The sequence below is a fragment of the Streptomyces sp. NPDC001194 genome (genome assembly GCF_042896985.1).
Taxonomy (GTDB): Bacteria; Actinomycetota; Actinomycetes; order Streptomycetales; family Streptomycetaceae; genus Streptomyces.
Genome location: NZ_JBIAXU010000009.1, coordinates 219,129 through 238,721 on the forward strand (window position 1 = coordinate 219,129; position 19,593 = coordinate 238,721).

At 72.8% G+C, this 19,593-nt stretch carries 6 protein-coding genes; 3 read left to right on the forward strand and 3 right to left on the reverse strand.

Features of this window, described 5'->3' with window-relative positions; translation table 11 throughout:
• The 3 genes from ACFY1T_RS20760 to ACFY1T_RS20770 form a co-directional block, all read right to left on the reverse strand.
• Complete coding sequence (locus tag ACFY1T_RS20760) at window positions 1-4,566, reverse strand: amino acid adenylation domain-containing protein (RefSeq protein ID WP_390789413.1); 4,566 nt, start codon at window positions 4,564-4,566, stop codon at window positions 1-3.
• The gene (locus tag ACFY1T_RS20765; protein WP_390789414.1) at window positions 4,563-15,608 is read right to left on the reverse strand and encodes an amino acid adenylation domain-containing protein; all 11,046 of its coding nucleotides are present in this window, start codon (window positions 15,606-15,608) and stop codon (window positions 4,563-4,565) included. The genes ACFY1T_RS20760 and ACFY1T_RS20765 overlap by 4 nt, the downstream gene beginning before the upstream one ends.
• A gap of 75 nt (window positions 15,609-15,683) precedes the next feature.
• Window positions 15,684-16,721 carry a branched-chain amino acid aminotransferase gene (locus ACFY1T_RS20770; protein WP_390789415.1) on the reverse strand — a complete coding sequence of 346 codons (1,038 nt, stop codon included), beginning with the start codon at window positions 16,719-16,721 and terminating at the stop codon, window positions 15,684-15,686.
• 405 nt (window positions 16,722-17,126) lie between these two features.
• On the opposite strand from ACFY1T_RS20770, the gene ACFY1T_RS20775 reads away from it, so the two are divergent.
• The 3 genes from ACFY1T_RS20775 to ACFY1T_RS20785 form a co-directional block, all read left to right on the forward strand.
• Window positions 17,127-17,933, forward strand: coding sequence for an alpha/beta fold hydrolase (locus ACFY1T_RS20775; RefSeq protein ID WP_390789416.1), 807 nt, complete (start codon window positions 17,127-17,129; stop codon window positions 17,931-17,933).
• Between the two features lie 45 nt (window positions 17,934-17,978).
• The gene (locus ACFY1T_RS20780; RefSeq protein ID WP_390789417.1) at window positions 17,979-18,680 is read left to right on the forward strand and encodes a formyltransferase family protein; all 702 of its coding nucleotides are present in this window, start codon (window positions 17,979-17,981) and stop codon (window positions 18,678-18,680) included.
• Between the two features lie 110 nt (window positions 18,681-18,790).
• Window positions 18,791-19,593 (forward strand): ATP-binding cassette domain-containing protein (locus ACFY1T_RS20785; protein WP_351781015.1); only part of this gene is annotated, 803 nt, incomplete at its 3' end.

Here is a 19,593-nt window from a genome sequence, read left to right on the forward strand (position 1 = left end):
TTACAGCTCCCACTCTGAGTCGAGATCGTCGATGTCGGCCTGGCTCAGCGAGACCAGGGGCAGGTCGGACGGGGTGTGCCCGCCGGACCGGAGGGTGTCGATGCGCTCGGGCAGGGCCCGGAGCACGGCCACGAGGGCGTCGGCCAGTTCGTGCACGGCGCTCTCGGGGAGGAGGGCCTCGGGCCACATGAGGCTGATGTCCAGGCGGGGGCCGTCCTCCTCGTCGCGGGTGAGCATGGCGACTTCCAGCGCGTGGGCGACCGGCATCCCGTCGTCCGAGCCGCTGCCGAGCAGGTCCTCGGCCTGGGCGGGGGCCCAGTCGCCGCCGGTCTGGGCCGAGAACCGGCCCAGGTAGTTGAAGCCGATCTGCGGTGGGGCCTGCGTCTGGAGTTCCGCCGCCGTGCGGGGGTTGAGGTGGCGCAGCAGTCCGAAGCCGATGCCGTGGTCGGGCAGTGCCCGGCGCTGCTCCTTGACCCGCTTGAGGCCCTGGAGGAGGGAGGGGCTGGTGCGCCAGTTCGCCACCTTGGGGTCCAGGCGCACCGGGTGGATGCTGGTGAACCAGCCGACGGTCCGGGAGAGGTCGACGCCTTCGCCCAGCTCCTCCCGGCCGTGGCCCTCGACGTCGACGAGCACGGCGGTGTCCTCCCCCGCGCCGCGGCGGCGGCGCCAGTCGGCGGTGGCGAGCGCGAGGCCCGTGAGCAGGACGTCGTCGACACCGCCGTTGACGGCCGCGGGGACGGTGGTCAGCAGCTTCTCGGTTGTTCCGGCGGGCAGTTCGCGGTGTACGTAGCGCACGGTGCCGGCGGTGTCCCGGGCCGGGTCGAGCGGACGGTCGGTCAGCAAGGGCTCGGAGGAACCGAGTACGCGCCGCCAGACGGGCAGTTCCTCCTCCCGCGTCGGCGTCTGCGCCTGCTGCCGGAGCAGCTGCGACCAGCGGCGCACTGAGGTGGCACCCTCGGCGGTCTCGGGGCTGCGGCCGGCCGCGAGGGCCGCCGCGGCCTGCGCCAGGTCGGGCACCAGGATCCGCCAGGACACTCCGTCCACCGCGAGGTGGTGGACGACGAGCAGCAGCCGCCCGGGACGCTCCGGTCCCGCGTCGAACCAGACGGCCTGGACCATCGCGCCGTCATCCGGGGCGAGCCGGCCCCGTGCGGCTTCGGCGTGCCGGCCGGGCCAGGCATCGCCTTCGGCCGCGAGGTCGACGCGGTGGAGGCAGTCGGCGGCCCGGACCGCGCCCTTCGGCGGGATCCGCAGCGTCCACCGATCGGCGTCACGGTGCAGCCTCATGCGCAGCGCGTCGTGCCGGTCGAGCAGGAACTGCAGTGCGCCGCGGAGCAGTTCTCCGTCGAGTCCGGCCGGCACCTGGAGGGTCATCGACTGGTGGAACCCGTCGATCGGCCCGCCGAGGCCGCGCAGCCATTCCATGACCGGAGTGGGCTGCAGCTCGCCGACGGGCTCGTCGGCCACGGTGTCCGGGGCCGCGTCCACGGCGCGGGCCGCGGCGGCCAGCGCCTCGACGGTCTTGAGCTCGAACACCTGGCGCGGGCTCAGGACGAGTCCGGCCTTGCGGGCCCGCCCGACCAGCTGGATGGACATGATGCTGTCGCCGCCGAGGTCGAAGAAGCTGTCCGCGACCCCGACCCCCGGCACTGCGAGGACGTCCGTGAAGAGGGCGCACAGCACCTCCTCGCGGGGCGTGCGGTGCAGTCGGCCGACCGGGGCGTGCTCGACCGCGGGGCGGGGAAGGGCGGCGCGGTCGACCTTGCCGTTGCGGGTCAGCGGCAGTTCGTCGAGGACGACGAACGCCACCGGGACCATGTACGCGGGGAGCGCCTCGGCCGCGTACCGGCGCAGCTCCTCGGTGTCGAGGACCGCTCCGTCGGCGGGGACCAGGTAGGCGGTGAGGCGCTTGTCGCCGGGCCGGTCCTCGCGGACGACGACGGCGGCGCGGCCGACGGCGGGGTGCCGGCCGAGGACGGTGCGCACCTCTCCCGGCTCGATGCGGAAGCCGCGGATCTTGACCTGGTCGTCGGCGCGGCCGACGAACTCCAGCGCCCCTGCCGTGCCCCAGCGCACGAGGTCGCCGGTGCGGTACATCCGTGATCCCGGCGCCCCGAAGGGGTTGGCGAGGAACCGCTCGGAGGTGGCCGCGGTCCGCCCCAGGTAACCCCGGGCCAGGCCCTCGCCCGCGACGTACAGCTCTCCGACGGCTCCGCGGGGAACGGGCCGCAGCCGCTCGTCCAGGACGTGGACCTGGTGGTTGTCGAGCGGACGGCCGATCGGGACCGACGCCGCCGGCGGCGTGTCGGTGTCCATCCGGTGGTGGGTGGCGAACGTCGTCGTCTCGGTCGGCCCGTAGCCGTTGACCACGGCGGTGCCCGGGCACTGGTCGAGGACGCGGCGCACCGCCTCGGCGGGGACGACGTCGCCGCCGGTCCAGACCTCCCGTACACCGGCGAAGAGCCGGGGCCGCTGCTCGGCGGCCAGGTCGAAGAGGCCGGCGGTCAGCCACAGCCGCTCCACCCTCTCGTCGGCGACGACCCGGGCCAGGGCGTCGATGTCGAGGTCGCCCGCCGGGGCCACCACGAGCCGGCCGCCGAAGAGCAGCGGCACCCACAGCTCCGCAGTGGAGGCGTCGAAGGCGTGCGGTGCGTAGACCAGGGTCCGGGCGGGCCCGGCGGCCTCCCAGGAGCGGTCGTACGCCAGGCTGACCACGTCGCGGTGCGTGACGGCCACTCCCTTGGGCTCGCCCGTGGAACCCGAGGTGTACATGACGTACGCCAGCCGGTCGGGGGCGGCAGGCAGGCCGAGGTCCGCGGAGGACCCCTCGTGCGACCGGTCGCCGATGACGATCTCGCGGAGTCCGGGTCCGCACTCGTGCCCCCGGCCGGCGCGGTCGGTCAGGACGACCCGGGCGCCGGTTTCGGCGGCCACGCTCTGCCAACGGCTCTTCGGCGCGTCCGCGTGCAACGGGACGTACGCTCCGCCGGCCTTGAGGACGGCCAGGATCGCCACTACGAGGTCGGGCGATCGGTCCGCCAGCAGGAGGACGCAGCTCTCCGGACCGACCCCTTCGGCGACGAGGCGGCGCGCCAGCCGGTTGGCGAGGGCGTTCAGCTCCGCGTACGTGAGCCGGACCTCGCCGGACACCACGGCCGCGGCGGCGGGTGTCCGCCGGGCCTGCGCCTCGAAGAGCGCCGCCAGATCGCGCTCGGGGAGGGCCGTGGAGGCGCCGGTGCCCGGCTGCGCGGACTCCGGGGACGGCGGCGCCGTGAGCGCCTCGGCCTCGCCGACCGGCGTCAGCGGGTTCTGCGTCATCGTGACGAGCAGCCGGCGCAGGCGGTCCGCGATCGCGGTGACGGCCTCGCGGTCGAGCAGGTCGGGCCGGTGGTCCAGGCGGAAGCGCAGGCGCGGGCCGGGCATGGCCGCCACGGTGAGCGGGTAGTGGGTGGCGTCGTAGCTCTTGGCCCGGGTCACCCGCAGTGCGCCGGCGGCCGGCAGGGCGTCCGGTTCGAAGGGGTAGTTCTCGAAGACCAGGAGCGTGTCGAACAGTTCCCCCGCGCCCGCCTGCCGCTGGATGTCGGCCAGGCCGACGTGCTGGTGCTCCATCAGGCGGGCCTGGCGGTCCTGGAGGGCCCGGCAGGTGTCGAGAAGGGAGTCGGTCCGCCGGTACGGCAGGCGCACCGGGACCGTGTTGATGAAGAGGCCGACCATCGACTCGATGCCGTCGATCTCGGGGGGCCTCCCGGAGACGGTCGTCCCGAAGACCACGTCGTCACTGCCCGCGAGGCTGCCGAGCAGCAGTCCCCAGGCGGCCTGGATGAGGGTGTTGAGGGTCAGGCCGTGGCGGCGGGCGGTGGCCTCCAGCGCCGCGGAGACCTCTTCGGACAGCTCCAGTTCGACCGTGTGGGGCATGGCGGTGGCCCGCTCGTGGCCACCCGGGACCAGCAGGGTGGGCGCCCGGAACCCGGCCAGGGCCTCGCGCCAGGCGGCGAGGGCGGGCTCGCGGTCGCGGCCCGCGAGCCAGGCCAGGTAGTTCTTGTACGGGACGGCCCGGGGCAGTGTCCCGCCGGCGTACAGCCGGAAGAGCTCGTCGAGGAGCACCGGCAGGGACCAGCCGTCGAGCAGGATGTGGTGGTTGGTCAGGACCAGGCGGTAGCGCTCGGCCGCCAGGCGCACCAGGGTGCAGCGCAGCAGCGGCGCGTCACCCAGGTCGAAGCGCAGGTCCCGGTCCCGCGTCAGCAGGTCCTCGAACTCCCGTTCCTGCGCGTCCCCGGTCAGTGCGCGCAGGTCGCTCTCCTGCCAGGGGAGCTCCACCTCGTGCGGGATGACCTGCATGGTGCGGTCCAGTCCCTCGTGCCAGAACATCGCGCGCAGGTTGGGGTGCCGGCTCAGCAGGGCTTCCACCCCGGCCCGCAGGGCGGGGGCGTCCAGCGGGCCCTGGAGGTCCAGGACGAGCTGGGTGTTGTACAGGTCGGGGGCATCCGTGTCGTACGAGGAGTGGAAGTACATGCCTTCCTGCAACGACGTCAGCGGCAGGATGTCGGCCAGCCCGGAACGCTTCACTTCCTATTCCTCCATACGGCTTCAAGCAGGTCGATGTTGGTCTGGTCGAGAGAGACCAGGGAGAGGTCCGATGCCGTCAGACCGCCCGCTTCGGGGGCCGCGCCGTGGGCGACTAGCCCGTCCAGCGCGGCGGCCCACAGATCGGTCAGTTCGTGCACCTCGGCCTCGGTCAGCAGCCCGTCGGGCCACGACCAGGTGCAGGTGAGACGGGGACCTTGGCCGTCGTCCCGGGTGAGGGCGTTGAGTTCGAGGACGTGCGCCGCCGGGGCGGCGGCATCCGTACCGCCGCCGTACGCCCCGTCCTCGGCGACGGGCGCCCAGTCGGTGTCCGCCGCGCCGTTGAACCGCCCGAGGTAGTTGAAGGCGATCTGCGGGCGGGCGGCCAGGGCCGGCAGGCCCGCGGTGTCGGGGTTGAGGTGGCGCAGGAGCCCGTAGCCGATGCCGCGGTCGGGCAGGGCCCTCAGCTGCTCCTTGATCCGCTTGACCGCCGCGCCCACCGCGGGGCCGCCGGCGAGCACCTCGCTCCAGGCCACGGCGCCGGGGTCGAGTCGCGCGGGGTGCATGTTGGTGAACCAGCCGACGGTGCGGGACAGGTCCGTGCCCTCCGTGAAGGGCTCCCGGCCGTGGTCCTCCAAGTCGATCAGGACCGCGCTGTTGGCGCTGCGCCCCGTGGTGCGCCGCCATTGGGCGACGGCGAGGGTGAAGGCGGCGAGCAGGACGTCGTTGACCGTGCCCCGGAAGGTCGACGGCAGGGTCGTCAGCAGAGGTTCGGTGCTCTGCGCGGACAGCACCCGGGTGAGGCTGCGGGTCGTGGCATGGGTGTCCAGCCGCGCGTCCAGGGGGCGCTCCCCCAGCTCGGGGTCGGCGGTGGCGAGCACCTCGGTCCACAGCGGCAGTTCCGCCAGGCGCCGCGGTGAGCGGGCCTCCTCGCGCAGGGTCCGCGCCCAGGTCCGCAGCGTGGTGGCGACGGAGGGGAGCCCGGGCTCCTGGTCCCGCACGGCGGCCGCGGCGGCGGTGGCCAGGTCGGGCAGCAGGATGCGCCAGGAGACCCCGTCCACGGCGAGGTGGTGGACCATCAGCTGCAGTCGTCCGGAGCGTTCCGGGCCGGCGTCCAGCCAGACGGCCTGGAGCATGACGCCGTCCTGCGGGCTCAGTCGGGACCGGGCGGCCGCGCTCTCGGCGGCCATCGCGGCCGGCATCTCCTCGGCGGGTACTCCCGTGGCGTCGATGCGCGTCAGGCAGCGGCTCGCGTCCACCGCGCCCGGCGGCGGCACTTCGAGCGCCCACCGCCGCGGCGTGCGGTCCAGCCGCAGGCGCAGGGCGTCGTGGTGGTCGAGCAGGGTCTGCAGCGTCCTGACGAGATGGGCCTCGCCGATGCCCGCGGGCACCTTCACCACCACGGACTGGTGGAACCCCTCGACCGGGCCGCCCCGCTCGCGCAGCCAGTGCACGATGGGCAGCAGGTCGACCTCGCCCGTGCCGATGTCGGGGGCCCGCTCGGGTGCGGACTCCAGGGGGCGTGCGACGGAGGCCAGTTCGGCGACCGTCGGGTTCTGGAACACGTCCCGCGGGGTGATCTCCAGACCGGCTCTGCGGGCCCGCCCGACGAGCTGGATGGACATGATGCTGTCGCCGCCGAGGTCGAAGAAGCCGTTGTGCACGCCGACCGACGGCACTCCCAGCACCTCGGCGAACAGGGCGCACAGGCTCTCTTCGAGCGCCGTCCGCGGCGCCTGCCCGGCCGCCTCCGCGCCGTAGTCGGGGGCGGGCAGGGCGCCTCGGTCGATCTTGCCGCTGGAGGCCAGCGGGAAGGCGTCGAGGAGTACGACGGCGGCGGGCACCATGTAGTGCGGGAGCCGGCCCGCGAGGTGGCTCCGCAGGTCCGACGCGGAGGGGGAACACCCGTCCACCGGTTCCGCGTAGGCCACCAGGCGCCGGTCGCCCGGCCGGTCCTCGCGGACCGCGGCGACCGCCCGCGCGACGTCGCGGTGGTCCGACAGCGCGGCGGCCACCTCCTCCAGCTCGATGCGGAAGCCCCGGATCTTGACCTGGCCGTCGGCCCGGCCGAGGTAGTCCAGCCGCCCGTCCGCCCTCCAGCGCACGAGGTCGCCGGTGCGGTACATGCGCTCTCCCGGCGCCCCGAAGGGATCGGGCAGGAAGCGCTCCGCCGTCAGGTCGGGACGGTTCAGGTAGCCGCGCGCGGGGCCCGCGCCGCCGACGTAGAGCTCTCCCGTCACCCCGGCGGGCACCAGGCGCAGGTGCTCGTCGAGCACGTACGCCCGCACGTTGGGCAGGGGCCGGCCGATCGGCGGGGTGCCGCCCTCGGTCAGGGCGGTGCTCACCGTGGCGCAGACCGTGGCCTCCGTGGGCCCGTACGCGTTCAGCAGGCGTACCCGGCCCGACCATCGGCGGACCACGTCCGGCGGGCACGCCTCGCCGCCGGTGAAGATCGTGGCACCGGGCCCGAAGGCGTCCTCGGGCAGGACGGCGAGGGCCGAGGGCGGCAGGAGCGCGTGGGTGATGCCGCTCTCTCGGGCCAGTTCCGCCAGCGGCCGGCCGGGCGCCAGGCGGGCGGCCGGTGCGAGCACCACCGCGCCGCCCGACAGCAGCGGCATGAACAGCTCCATGACCGAGGCGTCGAAGCTCAGCGAGGCGAACTGGAGGAACCTGCTGCCGGGGCCGACGTCCGCCGCTTCGTTCAGGGCGTGCACGAGGTTGGGGATCCCCGCGTGCGGCACGAGGACCGCCTTGGGGCGCCCGGTGGAGCCCGAGGTGTAGATGACGTAGGCGGTGTTGCCCGTCGCCAGCGGGGCCACCCGGTCGCTCTGGGCCGGGGCGTGTCCGGGACCCGCGGCCAGCTCCGCCGCGACCTCGGGGGCGTCCAGTGCCAGCATCCGTGCCGCAGGGGCCGGTGCGAGCAGCGCGGCGGCCTCCCGCGTGGTCAGGATCACGGCCGGGTCGGCGTCGGACAGCATGAAGGCGATCCGGTCCGCGGGGTGTTCCGGGTCGATCAGCATGTAGGCGGCTCCGGCCTTGAGCACGCCGAGCACGGCGACGGCCAGCTCGGTGCTCCGGGGCAGGGCCAGGGCCACGATCGCCTCCGGTCCGACCCCTCGCCGGATCAGCGCGTGGGCGATCCGGTTGGCCCGGGCCTCGGCCTCGGCGTAGGAGAGCTCGGTGCCCTCGAAGACGACGGCCGTGGCACCGGGGGTCCGTGCGGCCTGGAGCTCGAACAGCTCCCCCACGCAGCCGTGCGGGACCGGCGGGGTGCCGGTGTTCCCGTACCGCAGGAGTTCCTCCCGCTCGGCCGCGGAGAGGACGGGCGCCTGGCTCAGCCGGGCGTGGGGGTCGGCCGTCATGGCCTCCAGCACCCGTACCCAGCGCTCCGCGAGCCGTTCGACGGTGGAGCGCTCGTAGAGGTCCGTGCTGAATTCGACGAAGCCCGTGACGCCGGCGGGCTCCCCGGCGTCGTCCCGGCGCTCGGCCATGCCGAAGGACAGGTCGAACTTGGCGACCTCCAGCTCCACCGGTTCCCGCGTGACCGCGACGCCGGGGAGGTCGAGGTCGTACGCGGGCACGTTCTGCAGCGCCAGCATGACCTGGACGAGCGGCTGGACCGAGAGCGAGCGCTCCGGCTTGAGGGCGTCCACCAGGTGTTCGAAGGGCAGTTCCTGGTGGGAGAAGGCCGCCAGGTCCGTCGCGCGGACCCGGTCCAGGAGCTCGGTGAAGGTGGGGTCGCCCGAGGTGTCGGTGCGCAGCACCAGCGTGTTGACGAAGAAGCCGACCGCTTCGTCGAGCGCCTCGTCGCCGCGCCCGGCGACCGGGGTTCCGATCGGCAGGTCGGTGCCGGCTCCCAGCCGGGTGAGCAGGGCGGCCAGTCCGGCCTGGAGCACCATGAAGAAGCTGGTCCCCCGGGCGAGTGCCAGCTCGTGCAGCGACCGGTGCAGGCTCTGCGGCAGCTCGAAGCCGACCATGGCTCCGCGGTGGCTCGCGACCGCGGGCCGGGGCCGGTCCGTGGGCAGTTCGAGCCGGTCCGGCAGGTCCCGCAGGGCCTCGCGCCAGAAGGCGAGCTGCCGGGCCGCGAGGCTGGAGTCGTCCTCCGCCTCGCCCAGCACCTCGCGCTGCCACAGCGCGTAGTCGGCGTACTGGACGCCGGGCGGCGTCCAGCCGGGCTCCTGCCCCGCGGTCCGTGCCCGGTAGGCGGCGCCCAGGTCGTCGGCCAGGGGTGCGAGGGACCAGCCGTCGCCCGCGATGTGGTGGAGCACGAGGTGCAGGACGTGGGTGTCGCCGTCCAGGCGGAACGCGTCGACGCGCAGCGGCGGTTCGGCGGCGAGGTCGAAGGCGTGGCCCGCGGAGGCCGTCAGTGCGGCCGGCAGGTCGGCCGCCGCGACGTCGGCGAGCCGGAACACCGCCGGCACCCCGGTCGCGGGCAGCACCTTCTGGTACGGCACTCCGTCGCGCGCCGGGAAGACGGTGCGCAGGGACTCGTGGCGGCCGATCACGTCCTGGACCGCCCGGCGCAGTGCCGGGACGTCCAGGGCGCCGGACAGGCGCAGCGCCAGGGAGATGTTGTAGGTCGCGCTGGGGCCTTCGAGGTTCTGTACGACCCACAGCCGCCGCTGGGCGTACGAGAGGGGCGGCTCCGCCGGGCGCTCGGCCGCGCGCAGGGCGGGCAGGGCCCGCGGCGTGCCGGCGATGCGGGTGGCCAGCGCGGCCACCGTCGGCGTCTCGAAGAGGGCGCGCATGGGCAGCTCGACGCCCAGGGCCGACCGGACGCGGCCGACGAGGCGGGTCACCAGCAGGGAGTGGCCGCCCAGTTCGAAGAAGCCGTCGTGGATGCCGATCCCGCCGACGCCGAGGACGTCGCGGAAGAGGCCGAGGAGCACCTGTTCCTCGTGGGTGCGGGGGGCCGCGTCCTCGCCCTCGGCTCCCGCCCCGAGGGCGGGGTGGGGCAGGGCCGCCTGGTCCAGCTTGCCGTTGGCCGTCATCGGCATGGCGTCCACCGCCACGAAGGCGGCGGGCACCATGTGCTCGGGCAGGTTGCCGGCCAGGTGCCGGCGCAGCTCGCCGGCGCCGGGGGCCTCGCCCCCGTCGGCGACGACGTAGGCGACCAGGCGCCGGTCGCCCTCGCCGAACTCCCGCAGGACCACGGCCGCGCGGGTGACGGCCGGGTGCTCGGTGAGCGCCGTCTCGATCTCGCCGGGCTCGATCCGGAAGCCGCGGACCTGGATCTGGTGGTCGGCGCGGCCGAGGAACTCGAATCCGCCGCCGGGGAGCAGACGGGCCAGGTCCCCGGTGCGGTACATCCGGGAGCCGGGCGGCCCGAACGGGTCGGCGACGAAGCGCTCGGAGGTCACGCCCGGCCTGTTGAGGTAGCCGCGGGAGACGCCCGGGCCGCTGACGTACATCTCGCCGATGACGCCGGCGGGCAGCGGCTGCAGAGCCTCGTCGAGCAGTCGCACCCGGAGGTCGGGCAGGCCCTCGCCGATGAGGCTGCGCTGTGCGGCCGGGGCGTCCTGCCCGAGGGCGAGGTGGCTGACGTGCACGGTGGTCTCGGTGATCCCGTACATGTTGACCAGGACCGGGGCGTCGTCGGCGTGGCGTTCGTACCAGTCCGCGAGCTGTCCCAGGTCCAGCTGTTCCCCGCCGAAGACCACGCGGCGCAGGGCGAGCCGGCTGCCCAGCCGCGGGTCCTCCCGATCGCTGCGCATCAGCTCGTAGAACGCCGAGGGGGTCTGGTTGAGGATCGTGACCCGTTCCTCGACCAGCAGCGCGAGGAGGTCCGCGGGCGACCGGACGGTCTCACGCGGGATGACCACGAGGCGCCCGCCGTGCAGGAGCGGTCCCCAGATCTCCCAGACGGAGAAGTCGAACGCGTAGGAGTGGCACAGCGACCAGACGTCCTCGGCGCCGAACCGGAACGCGTCCTCGGTGGTCTCGAAGAGGCGGACGACGTTGTGGTGCGGGACCACGACCCCCTTGGGGGTGCCCGTGGAGCCGGAGGTGTAGATGATGTACGCGGCGTTGCCCGGCCGGAGCGCACCGGACGGGTGCGCCTCTCCGAGGTCGAGAGGTGCCTGCGCGGCGAGTTCGCCGATCACCGCGGGGTCGTCCAGCAGGACCGCCGGGGTGCCGTCCGGCAGGGCGGACGAGACCGCGGAGGTCGTCACCGCGCACATCGGCGCGGCGTCGCCCACCATGAGGGCCAGCCTCTGGACCGGATAGTCGGGGTCCATCGGCAGGTACGCGGCTCCGGACTTCAGCACCGCGAGGACGGCCACGATCATCTCCGGCGAGCGCGGCAGGAGCAGCGCGACGACCCGCTCGGGGCCGGCGCCCCGCGCGACCAGCAGCCTGGCCAGCCGGTTCGCCCGCTCGTTGAGCTCGCGGTAGGTCACGGAGGTCCCGTCGAAGGAGACCGCGACGGCCTCCGGGGCCCGCCGGACCTGTGCCTCGAAGAGTTCCGGCAGGGTGCGGCCGGGCGCCTGCGACGGGCCGTCCGGCGCCGTCGCCAGGAGGCGGCGCTCGGTGTCGGTCAGCAGGTCGACGGTGGCGATGCTGCGCGCGGGATCGGCCACGGCCGCCTGCAGGAGGCGGGTGAACCGCTCGGCGATGGACCGGGCCGTCGTCTGCTCGAACAGGTCGGTGCTGTATTCCAGACCGCCGACGAGTCCGTCCTCGGTGCCGTCGGCCCCGTACCGCTCGGTGAGGTTGACGAGGAGGTCGAACTTGGCGGCCAGGGCCTCGATGGGTTCGAAGCGGGTCGTCGCGCCGGGGAGGCGGAGCGTGCCGTCCTCGCTCCCCTGCAGGGCCAGCATGACCTGGAAGAGCGGGTGGCGGCCCAGGGCGCGCGGCGGCTTCAGCGCCTCGACCAGGTGCTCGAACGGGACGTCCTGGTGGGAGTAGGCCTCGAGCGCCGCGTCGCGGACGCGGCCGAGCAGTTCCTCGAAGGTCGGGCGGCCGGACGTGTCGGTGCGCAGTACGAGGGTGTTGACGAAGAACCCGACCAGGTCCTGGAGGTCCTCGTCGCCGCGGCCGGCGACCGGGGTGCCGATCGGAATGTCCGTACCCGCGCCCAGCCTGGTCAGGAGGGCGGCCAGTGCCGCCTGGAGCACCATGAAGACACTGGTGTTGGTCCGGGCGGCGAGCGCGGCGAGTTCCCGGTGGAGCTCGCCCGGCAGCCGCAGGGGGACGGTGTCCACGCCGTGGGTCGGCCGGGCGGGGCGCCCGCGGTCGCTCGGCAGCGCCAGCTCGTGCGGGAGTCCTTCGAGCTCGCGACGCCAGAAGTCGGTCTGGCGTGCCGCGGTGCTCCGCGGGTCGTCGGCGTCGCCGAGGACGGCCCGCTGCCAGAGCGTGTAGTCGGCGTACTGCACGGGCAGTGCGGTCCACCGCGGGGCACGGCCCTCGGTGCGGGCGGTGTAGGCCTCGGACACGTCGCGGACGACGGGGCCGAGCGACCAGCCGTCGGCGGCGATGTGGTGGAAGAGGAGCAACAGGGCGTGCTCGGAGGGCCCCAGGCGCACGACGGTCGCGCGCAGCGGGAGTTCGGCGGTCAGGTCGAAGGCGGCGCGGGCGGCTTCGGCGAGTACGGCGGCCGCCGTCGCGCCGGTCCCCGTGCCGGGCTCGTCGCCCTCCACGAGCCGCACGTCCACGCGGGTCTCGCCGGGCGCGAGGATCCGCTGGTACGGGGCGCCGGCCAGGACCGGGTACACCGTGCGCAGCACCTCGTGGCGGTCCACGAGGTCGTCGAGGGCCGCGCTCAGGACGGTGAGGTCGAGCGCGCCGGAGATCCGGAAGACGAGGGGCACGTTGTAGGCGGGCGCCGCCTCCTGCACCTCGTTGAGGAACCACAGGCGGTTCTGTGCGTGGGACAGCGGAACGAGCTCGGGGCGGGGCCGGGCCACGAGCGCGGGCCTGTCGGCTCCGCGGGTCTCGTGGGCGGGCGCGGCGAGCTGCCGGACGGTGGGGTTGTCGAAGAAGTTGCGCAGCGTGAATTCGAGGCCCAGCTGCGTACGGATCCGATTGATGAGCCGGATGGCCAGGAGCGAATGGCCGCCCATCTCGAAGAAGTTGTCGTCCACCCCCACGGACGGCAGCCCGAGCTCTTCGGCGAAGAGCGCGCACAGCGCCTCCTCACGCGGGTTCGACGGACCGCGCGCGACGCTCTTGGCGCCGAACTCCGGGTTGGGCAGCGCCGCGCGGTCGAGCTTGCCGTGGCTGGTCAGCGGCAGGCCGTCCAGCAGCACGAAGGCGGCCGGAACCATGTACCCGGGCAGGATGCCGGCGACGTGCTCGCGCAGCCCCTCCTCGTCGGGGGCGTCGGAGCCCGCCGCCGGGACCACGTAGGCGATCAGCCGGTCGTCGCCCGCACGGTAGCGCCGTACGAGGACGGCGGCCCGGGTCACTCCGGGGTGACGGGTCAGGGCCTCCTCGATCTCGGCCAGCTCGATGCGGAAGCCGCGCAGCTTGACCTGGTCGTCGGAGCGGCCGACGAACTCCAGCTGCCCGTCCTCGCAGCGGCGGACGAGGTCTCCGGTGCGGTACATCCGGGAGCCCGCCGGGCCGAAGGGGTCGGCGACGAAGCGCTCGGCGGTCAGCCCGGCCCGCCCGGCGTAGCCGCGCGCCAGGCCGGCCCCGGCCACGTACAGCTCACCGGTGGTTCCCGGGGGGACGGGGAGCATCGCGCCGTCGAGGACGTACAGCCGCATGTTGTCCAGCGGCCGGCCGATGGGAACCGCGGCGCCGAGCACCTCGCCCGCGGAGATCGGGTTGCGGGTGGCGAAGACCGTGGTCTCGGTGGGGCCGTATCCGTTGACGACCGTCAGCTTCGGGTTCTCGGCCAGGGCGGCCCGCACCGCCGCCGGAGAGACCACGTCCCCGCCGGTCCACACCTCCACGACGTCGCGGAAGCATTCCGGGCTCTGCTCCACCAGCAGGTGGAACAGGCCGGCGGTGAGCCAGAGCGCGGTGATCCGCTCGTCCACGACGAGCGTGCGCAGGGTGGGCAGGTCCAGGTCCCCGGCCGGCGCCAGGACGACCTCGCCGCCCGTGAGCAGCGGGACCCAGGCTTCGAGGGTGTAGGCGTCCCAGGCGTGCGGCGAGTGCAGCAGGACGCGTGCGGTGGCGCCCGTCTCCCACCAGCCGTCGTGGGAGAGCTCGGCCACGTCGAGGTGGGTGATCGCGGCGCCCTTGGGACGGCCGGTGGAGCCGGACGTGTACATCACGCAGGCCAGCTGGTCGGGGTGGACCAGGACGCCGGGGTCGGTCGCGTCCGTGCCGGCCCACCGGTGGTGCTCGTCCACGACGAGGACGGTCGCCTCGTGCGTGAAGCGGTCGTCGCGCAGGGCGCGGTCGGTGAGCAGGACCGGGGCCGAGGTCTCCGCCATGATGACTTCCCGGCGGGCGGCCGGGTAGCTCGGGTGGACGGGTACGTACGTACCGCCGGCCTTGAGTACGGCGAGCGTGGCGACGACCAGGTCGACGGAGCGCTGCATGAGCACCGCGACGGGCGTCTCGGCACGTACCCCCATCGTCAGGAGCCGGCGTGCCAGGCGGTTGGCGCGCGCGTCCAGCTCGCGGTAGCTGAGCCGCTCCTCCCCCGAGCGCAGCGCCGGCGCGTCCGGCCGCTCGGCCACGAAATGGGCGAACCGGTCGACGATGGTGCGGGCCCGGCCCGCCGTCTCGCGCGCCGTCGCGTTGTCGGCGACCAGGACCTGCTCGCGTTCCCGCCCGTCGAGGAGGTCGAGGCGGCCGAGACGGCCGCCCGGGTCGGCCGCCATGGCGTGCAGCACGGTGAGGAAGCGGCGCCGGTGGGTCTCGACCTCTTCGGCCGTGTACATGTCCGGGTTGGCATCGAAGTCGATGCGTATGCCCCGGCCGTCCATCCGGTCGTGGACCACCACGGAGAGGTCGGGAACGGGCCCGGTGGAGAGGTTGTGCGCGACCGAGGTGCAGTCGCCGAAGCGGAGGTCGTACCCGAACCTCATCACGTTGACGATCGTGCCGAACAGCCGGCGGCCGTCGCCGACCTGCTTGAGGTCGCGCCGGAGGTCCTCGTAGCGGTAGCGCTGATGGGCCATCACCCGGCGCACTTCCCGGGACACCTCCGCGACCAGCTCGGCGACGGTGTCCTGCGGCCGCACCGTCAGCCGGAACGGCATGATGTTCGACGCCATGCCGGGGACGGCGCGCTCCGTGTCGCTCACCCGCCCGGTCACGGGCAGCCCGAGGACGACGTCGGTCGCCCCGGTCACCCGGTGCATGTACGCGGCCGTCGCCGCGATCACCAGCCGCGGCCAGCTCGCGCCGATCCCGCGCGCCGTCTCGCCCAGGGCGTCCACGGCGGCGGCGTCGAGGTGCGCGCTGCGCCTGATGAACGTAGCCGCGGTGACCGCCGGCCCCTCGGCCAGCACCGGGACCTCGGGCAGGTCGCCCACGCGCTCGAGCCAGAACTCCCGGTCCGCCGCGTGCTCGGCGGAGCCGCGGTAGTCGCGGTCCTCGTCGAGCAGCAGCCGCAGCGAGCCGAACGCCCCGTCCTCGTGGGGGGTCCCGGCGACCAGCGCGGTGTACACCTGTGCGACGCGGCGCACGATCAGGGAGAGGCCGAAGCCGTCGATCATCACGTGGTGGATGCGCTGGTACCACAGGACCCGGTCGGGCGCCGCCCTGAACAGGACCTGGGTGAAGGCGGCTTCACGTTCGAGGTCCATGGGGCGGGCGAGGTCCGCGCGCATCCACCGCTCCGCCGCGAGCTCGGGGTCGGGCTCCTCGCTGACGTCGATGTGCCGCAGCCGCCAGCCGGAGTCGGGCCGGACGGCCTGCCCCACCGCCCCGGAGCCGGTGACGACGCGCGCCCGCATCGTCTCCGCCTCCCCGATGACGGTCCGCAGCGCCGTCTCGAAGAGCTCCGTGTCGAGTTCGCCCCGGATCTCGAGGTACTCGCCCCACGTGAAGATGGGATTGTCGGGATCCAGCTGCTGGGCGAACCACATGCCGGACTGGGCAGCGGACAACGGCCAGTGGCCGTCCACGGGGGCAGACACGGTACAGCGCCTTCCGGTCGTACGTGAGATCAGCTAAGGGACAGAAGAGGTGGAGCCTGCGAAACGCGGGCGGAGTCAGCCGACGAGGTGCATCCACCGGTGGGAGTCCGGCCGTCGGCCGTACTGGATTCCCTGGAGCGCCTCGGAGAGCGCGGCGGTGACCGGGCCGACGGACCCGTCCGCGATCTGCCAGGAGGCGCCGGCGGAGCGGACCTGCCCGACGGCCCGGACGCCCGCGGCGGTGCCGGAGGCGAAGACTTCCGTGATCCGACCGCTCTGGCAGTCGTCCTGCCATTCACCGACCGAGACACGGTCCTCCAGGACCTTCAGGCCCATGTCCCCGGCCAGGACGGTCAGGGAGTCCCGGGTCACTCCGGGCAGCAGGCTTCCCGACAGCGGCGGGGTGACCAGTTCCTGCGACCGGCCCGATGTCCGGACGAAGAAGAGGTTCGTGGCGCCCAGTTCCTCCACCCAGCGCAGCTCGGCCGGGTCCAGCCACACCACCTGATCGCACCCGTTCTCCTGGGCCACCGACTGGGCGCGGAGGGCCCCCGCGTAATTGCCGGCGCATTTGACGTTGCCGGTTCCGCCGACGGCGGCGCGGGGGTGGTCCTCGTTCACCCAGACCTTCAACGGCCGCGGCTCGCGGCCGAAGAGCGCGTCGGTGACGAAGGCGATGAGGAGGAACCGGTACTCGCGGGCCGGACGCACGGCCAGGTCCGGCTCACTGGCGAACATGACCGGACGCAGGTAGAGACTGGCCGAGGAATCGGCGGGAACGGAGTCCTGGTCCTTGCGCACCAGCTCGTCGAGCGCCTTGAGGAAAACCGCGTCCGGGAGCTCCGGCATCATCATGCGGCGCGCCGACGTACGAAAACGCCGGGCGTGGTCCTCGGGGCGGAAAACGGCCATGCGGCCGTCGGATCGGCGGAATGCCTTGAGACCCTCGAAGATGACCTGACCGTAGTGGAGGCCGACCATCGCCGGACTCATGGGTATGGCTGCGTGGGGCAGCAGTTCGGGGCTTTCCCAACCACTCCCCTCGCGCCAGTTCGCCATGACCATGTGGCCCGTGAACGCCGAACCGAACGGATAGCCGACAGGAGACGGCAATGCCCCAACCCCTTACTGGAAGGATGATTGACCTTTTGGCCGAGAACGGGCCGGTGAGTGGGGTACCGCATTACCGGGAAAACACCCACGGAGGAAGATCATCCAGAATCTAACCTGATGCATCCAATCAGGCCAGCATGGCCGAACACTCTGTCACTAATCCTCTGCCCACATCGGGCATAGGGTGCAACTCGGACGAACAGTTTGGTGCATACGGGACATATCAACCGGATGCTCGCGCGAGGGGCGCTGGACGAATGCAATTGACAGAAGCCTCCGGACAGGCTTCTCTTTATCCCCGTCGGCAGGTCCACCACCCCTGCAACAGCCGGTCGGGTGAGGCACGTCACGGGTCGGAACGGGCCCGGTACCCGACACGCACCCACCGGATCACACGAGGATCGAATGGCTGTAATATCCGCCAATGGAATTGATCTCAGCTACACGGAATCCGGATCCGGAGATCCCGTCCTGTTGGTGATGGGAACGGGTGGCCGCGGGCACGTGTGGAACCTCCATCAGGTTCCGGCGCTGCACCGGGCCGGATACCGGACCATCACCTTCGAGAATCGCGGCATATCGCCTTCTTCGACGCCCGACCGATTCACTCTCGACGATATGGTCGGAGACACCGTCGCGCTCATCGAAAAGCTGGGTCTGGCGCCGTGCCGTATCGTCGGGGTGTCACTCGGGGCGTTCATCGCACAGGAACTCCTCGTCATCCGACCGGAATTGGTGGACCAGGCCGTTCTGATCGCCACGCGCGGTCGCACCGACGTGCTGCGGGCGGCGATGTCGGAGGCCGATCTCGCCACGTGCGACGCGGTCGGCCCGCCGTCGGCACAAGAGGCCGTCAGCCGCGTCCTGCAGAACCTCTCGCCCCGCACGCAGAACGACGACGCCCTGGTACGGGACTGGCTGGACCTCTTCGAGATGTCACCGCAGTACCACCCGGACGCACGGCCCCAATTGGCCTTGGACAGGATCCCGGACCGCCGCTCCGCGTACGCGGGGATCCGGACCCCCACCCTGGTGATGTCCTTCCGCGACGACGTCATCTGCCCACCCCACCTCGGGCGGGAGGTGGCCGACGCCATTCCCGGGAGCCAGTACGTGGAGGTGGCGGACAGCGGACATCTCGGCTACCTGGAGCGACCCGAAGCGGTCAATTCCGAGATAGTGAAGTTCTTTTCCGACCATCGGCGACGATGATCTTTCAGTTCTGCCACCTTCGGCACCGCGCGCTTAGGGGAACGAGTGAACATTTACATATCAGGACGCGGATTCTTCGCGGTGGAGGTGGCGGAGGCCCTCGTGGACGCCGGCCACCACGTGGTCGGCGTGGCCTCTCCGGCGCTCCGCGACGGCCACTCCGACGAGAGCAGCGCCCTTTCATGGGACCGGCTTCGCTCGTGGGCCTTTCCGCGGGACGTTCCCTGGACGGATTCCAAGACCCTGCGGGCCCGCCACCTGCCCGAGTCGGTGGACATCATCCTCGCCGCCCATTCCCACGCGTTCATCGGCCGCGAGACGCGCGCCCGGGCCAAGGTGGCGGCCATCGGTTACCACCCCAGCCTGCTGCCGCTGCACCGCGGCCGGGACGCCATCCGCTGGACCATCCGGGACGGCGACAAAGCGGCCGGCGGAACCGTCTACCACCTGACGGAGCGCACCGACGGCGGCCCGATCGCGGCCCAGGAACACGTCCTGGTCCCCCGCGGGTCGACGGCCCGGAGCCTGTGGCGCGAGCATCTGGCCCCGCTCGGGGTGCACTTGCTGCTGCGCGTGGTGAACGACCTCGCGCAGGGCCGTCGGGTCGAGGTGCCGCAGGACGACGAACTCGCCACGTGGGAACCCGCCATGGATTCGGCCCCGCTCTTCAAGCCCGAACTCATCGCCCTGCCCGGCAGCTCGTCCGACGAGGTCGTCAGCGACAGCTGGGCGCTGCGCACGGGGTGAGGCCGCATTCCCCGCCGGGGGGCGCGAAAACCGGACGACGCGACTGGCTGAATTCCATCGCCGGTCGGCACCTCGAAAGGCCGGCCGCACTCATCCAATAGGCTTGCACCATGGCAGAGTTGATTTACGCAATGCGCAACGTCCGTAAGGCGCACGGCGACAAGGTAATTCTTGACAACGCGACGCTTTCCTTTCTCCCGGGAGCGAAGATCGGCGTGGTCGGCCCGAACGGCGCCGGCAAGTCCACCGTCCTGAAGATCATGGCGGGCCTGGAGCAGCCCTCCAACGGCGAGGCCTACATCACCTCCGGCTTCACCGTCGGCATCCTCATGCAGGAGCCCCGGCTCGACGAGTCGAAGACGGTCCTGGAGAACGTCCAGGACGGCGCGGCCGAGACCATGAAGAAGGTCAAGCGGTACAACGAGGTCGCCGAGCTGATGGCGACGGACTACTCGGACGCCCTCCTCGACGAGATGGGCAAGCTGCAGGAGGACCTGGACCACGCCAACGCGTGGGACCTGGACGCCCAGCTGGAGCAGGCCATGGACGCGCTGGGCTGCCCGCCCGGCGACTGGCCGGTCACCCATCTCTCGGGTGGCGAGAAGCGCCGCGTGGCGCTGTGCAAGCTGCTGATCGAGGCCCCGGACCTGCTCCTCCTCGACGAGCCCACCAACCACCTGGACGCCGAGTCGGTGAACTGGCTGGAGCAGCACCTCTCCAAGTACGCGGGGTGCGTCGTCGCGGTGACCCACGACCGGTACTTCCTGAACAACGTCGCCGAGTGGATCCTCGAGCTCGACCGCGGCCGGGCGATCTCGTACGAGGGCAACTACTCCACCTACCTGGAGAAGAAGCAGGCGCGTCTGAAGGTCGAGGGCCGCAAGGACGAGAAGCGGCAGAAGCGGCTCAAGGA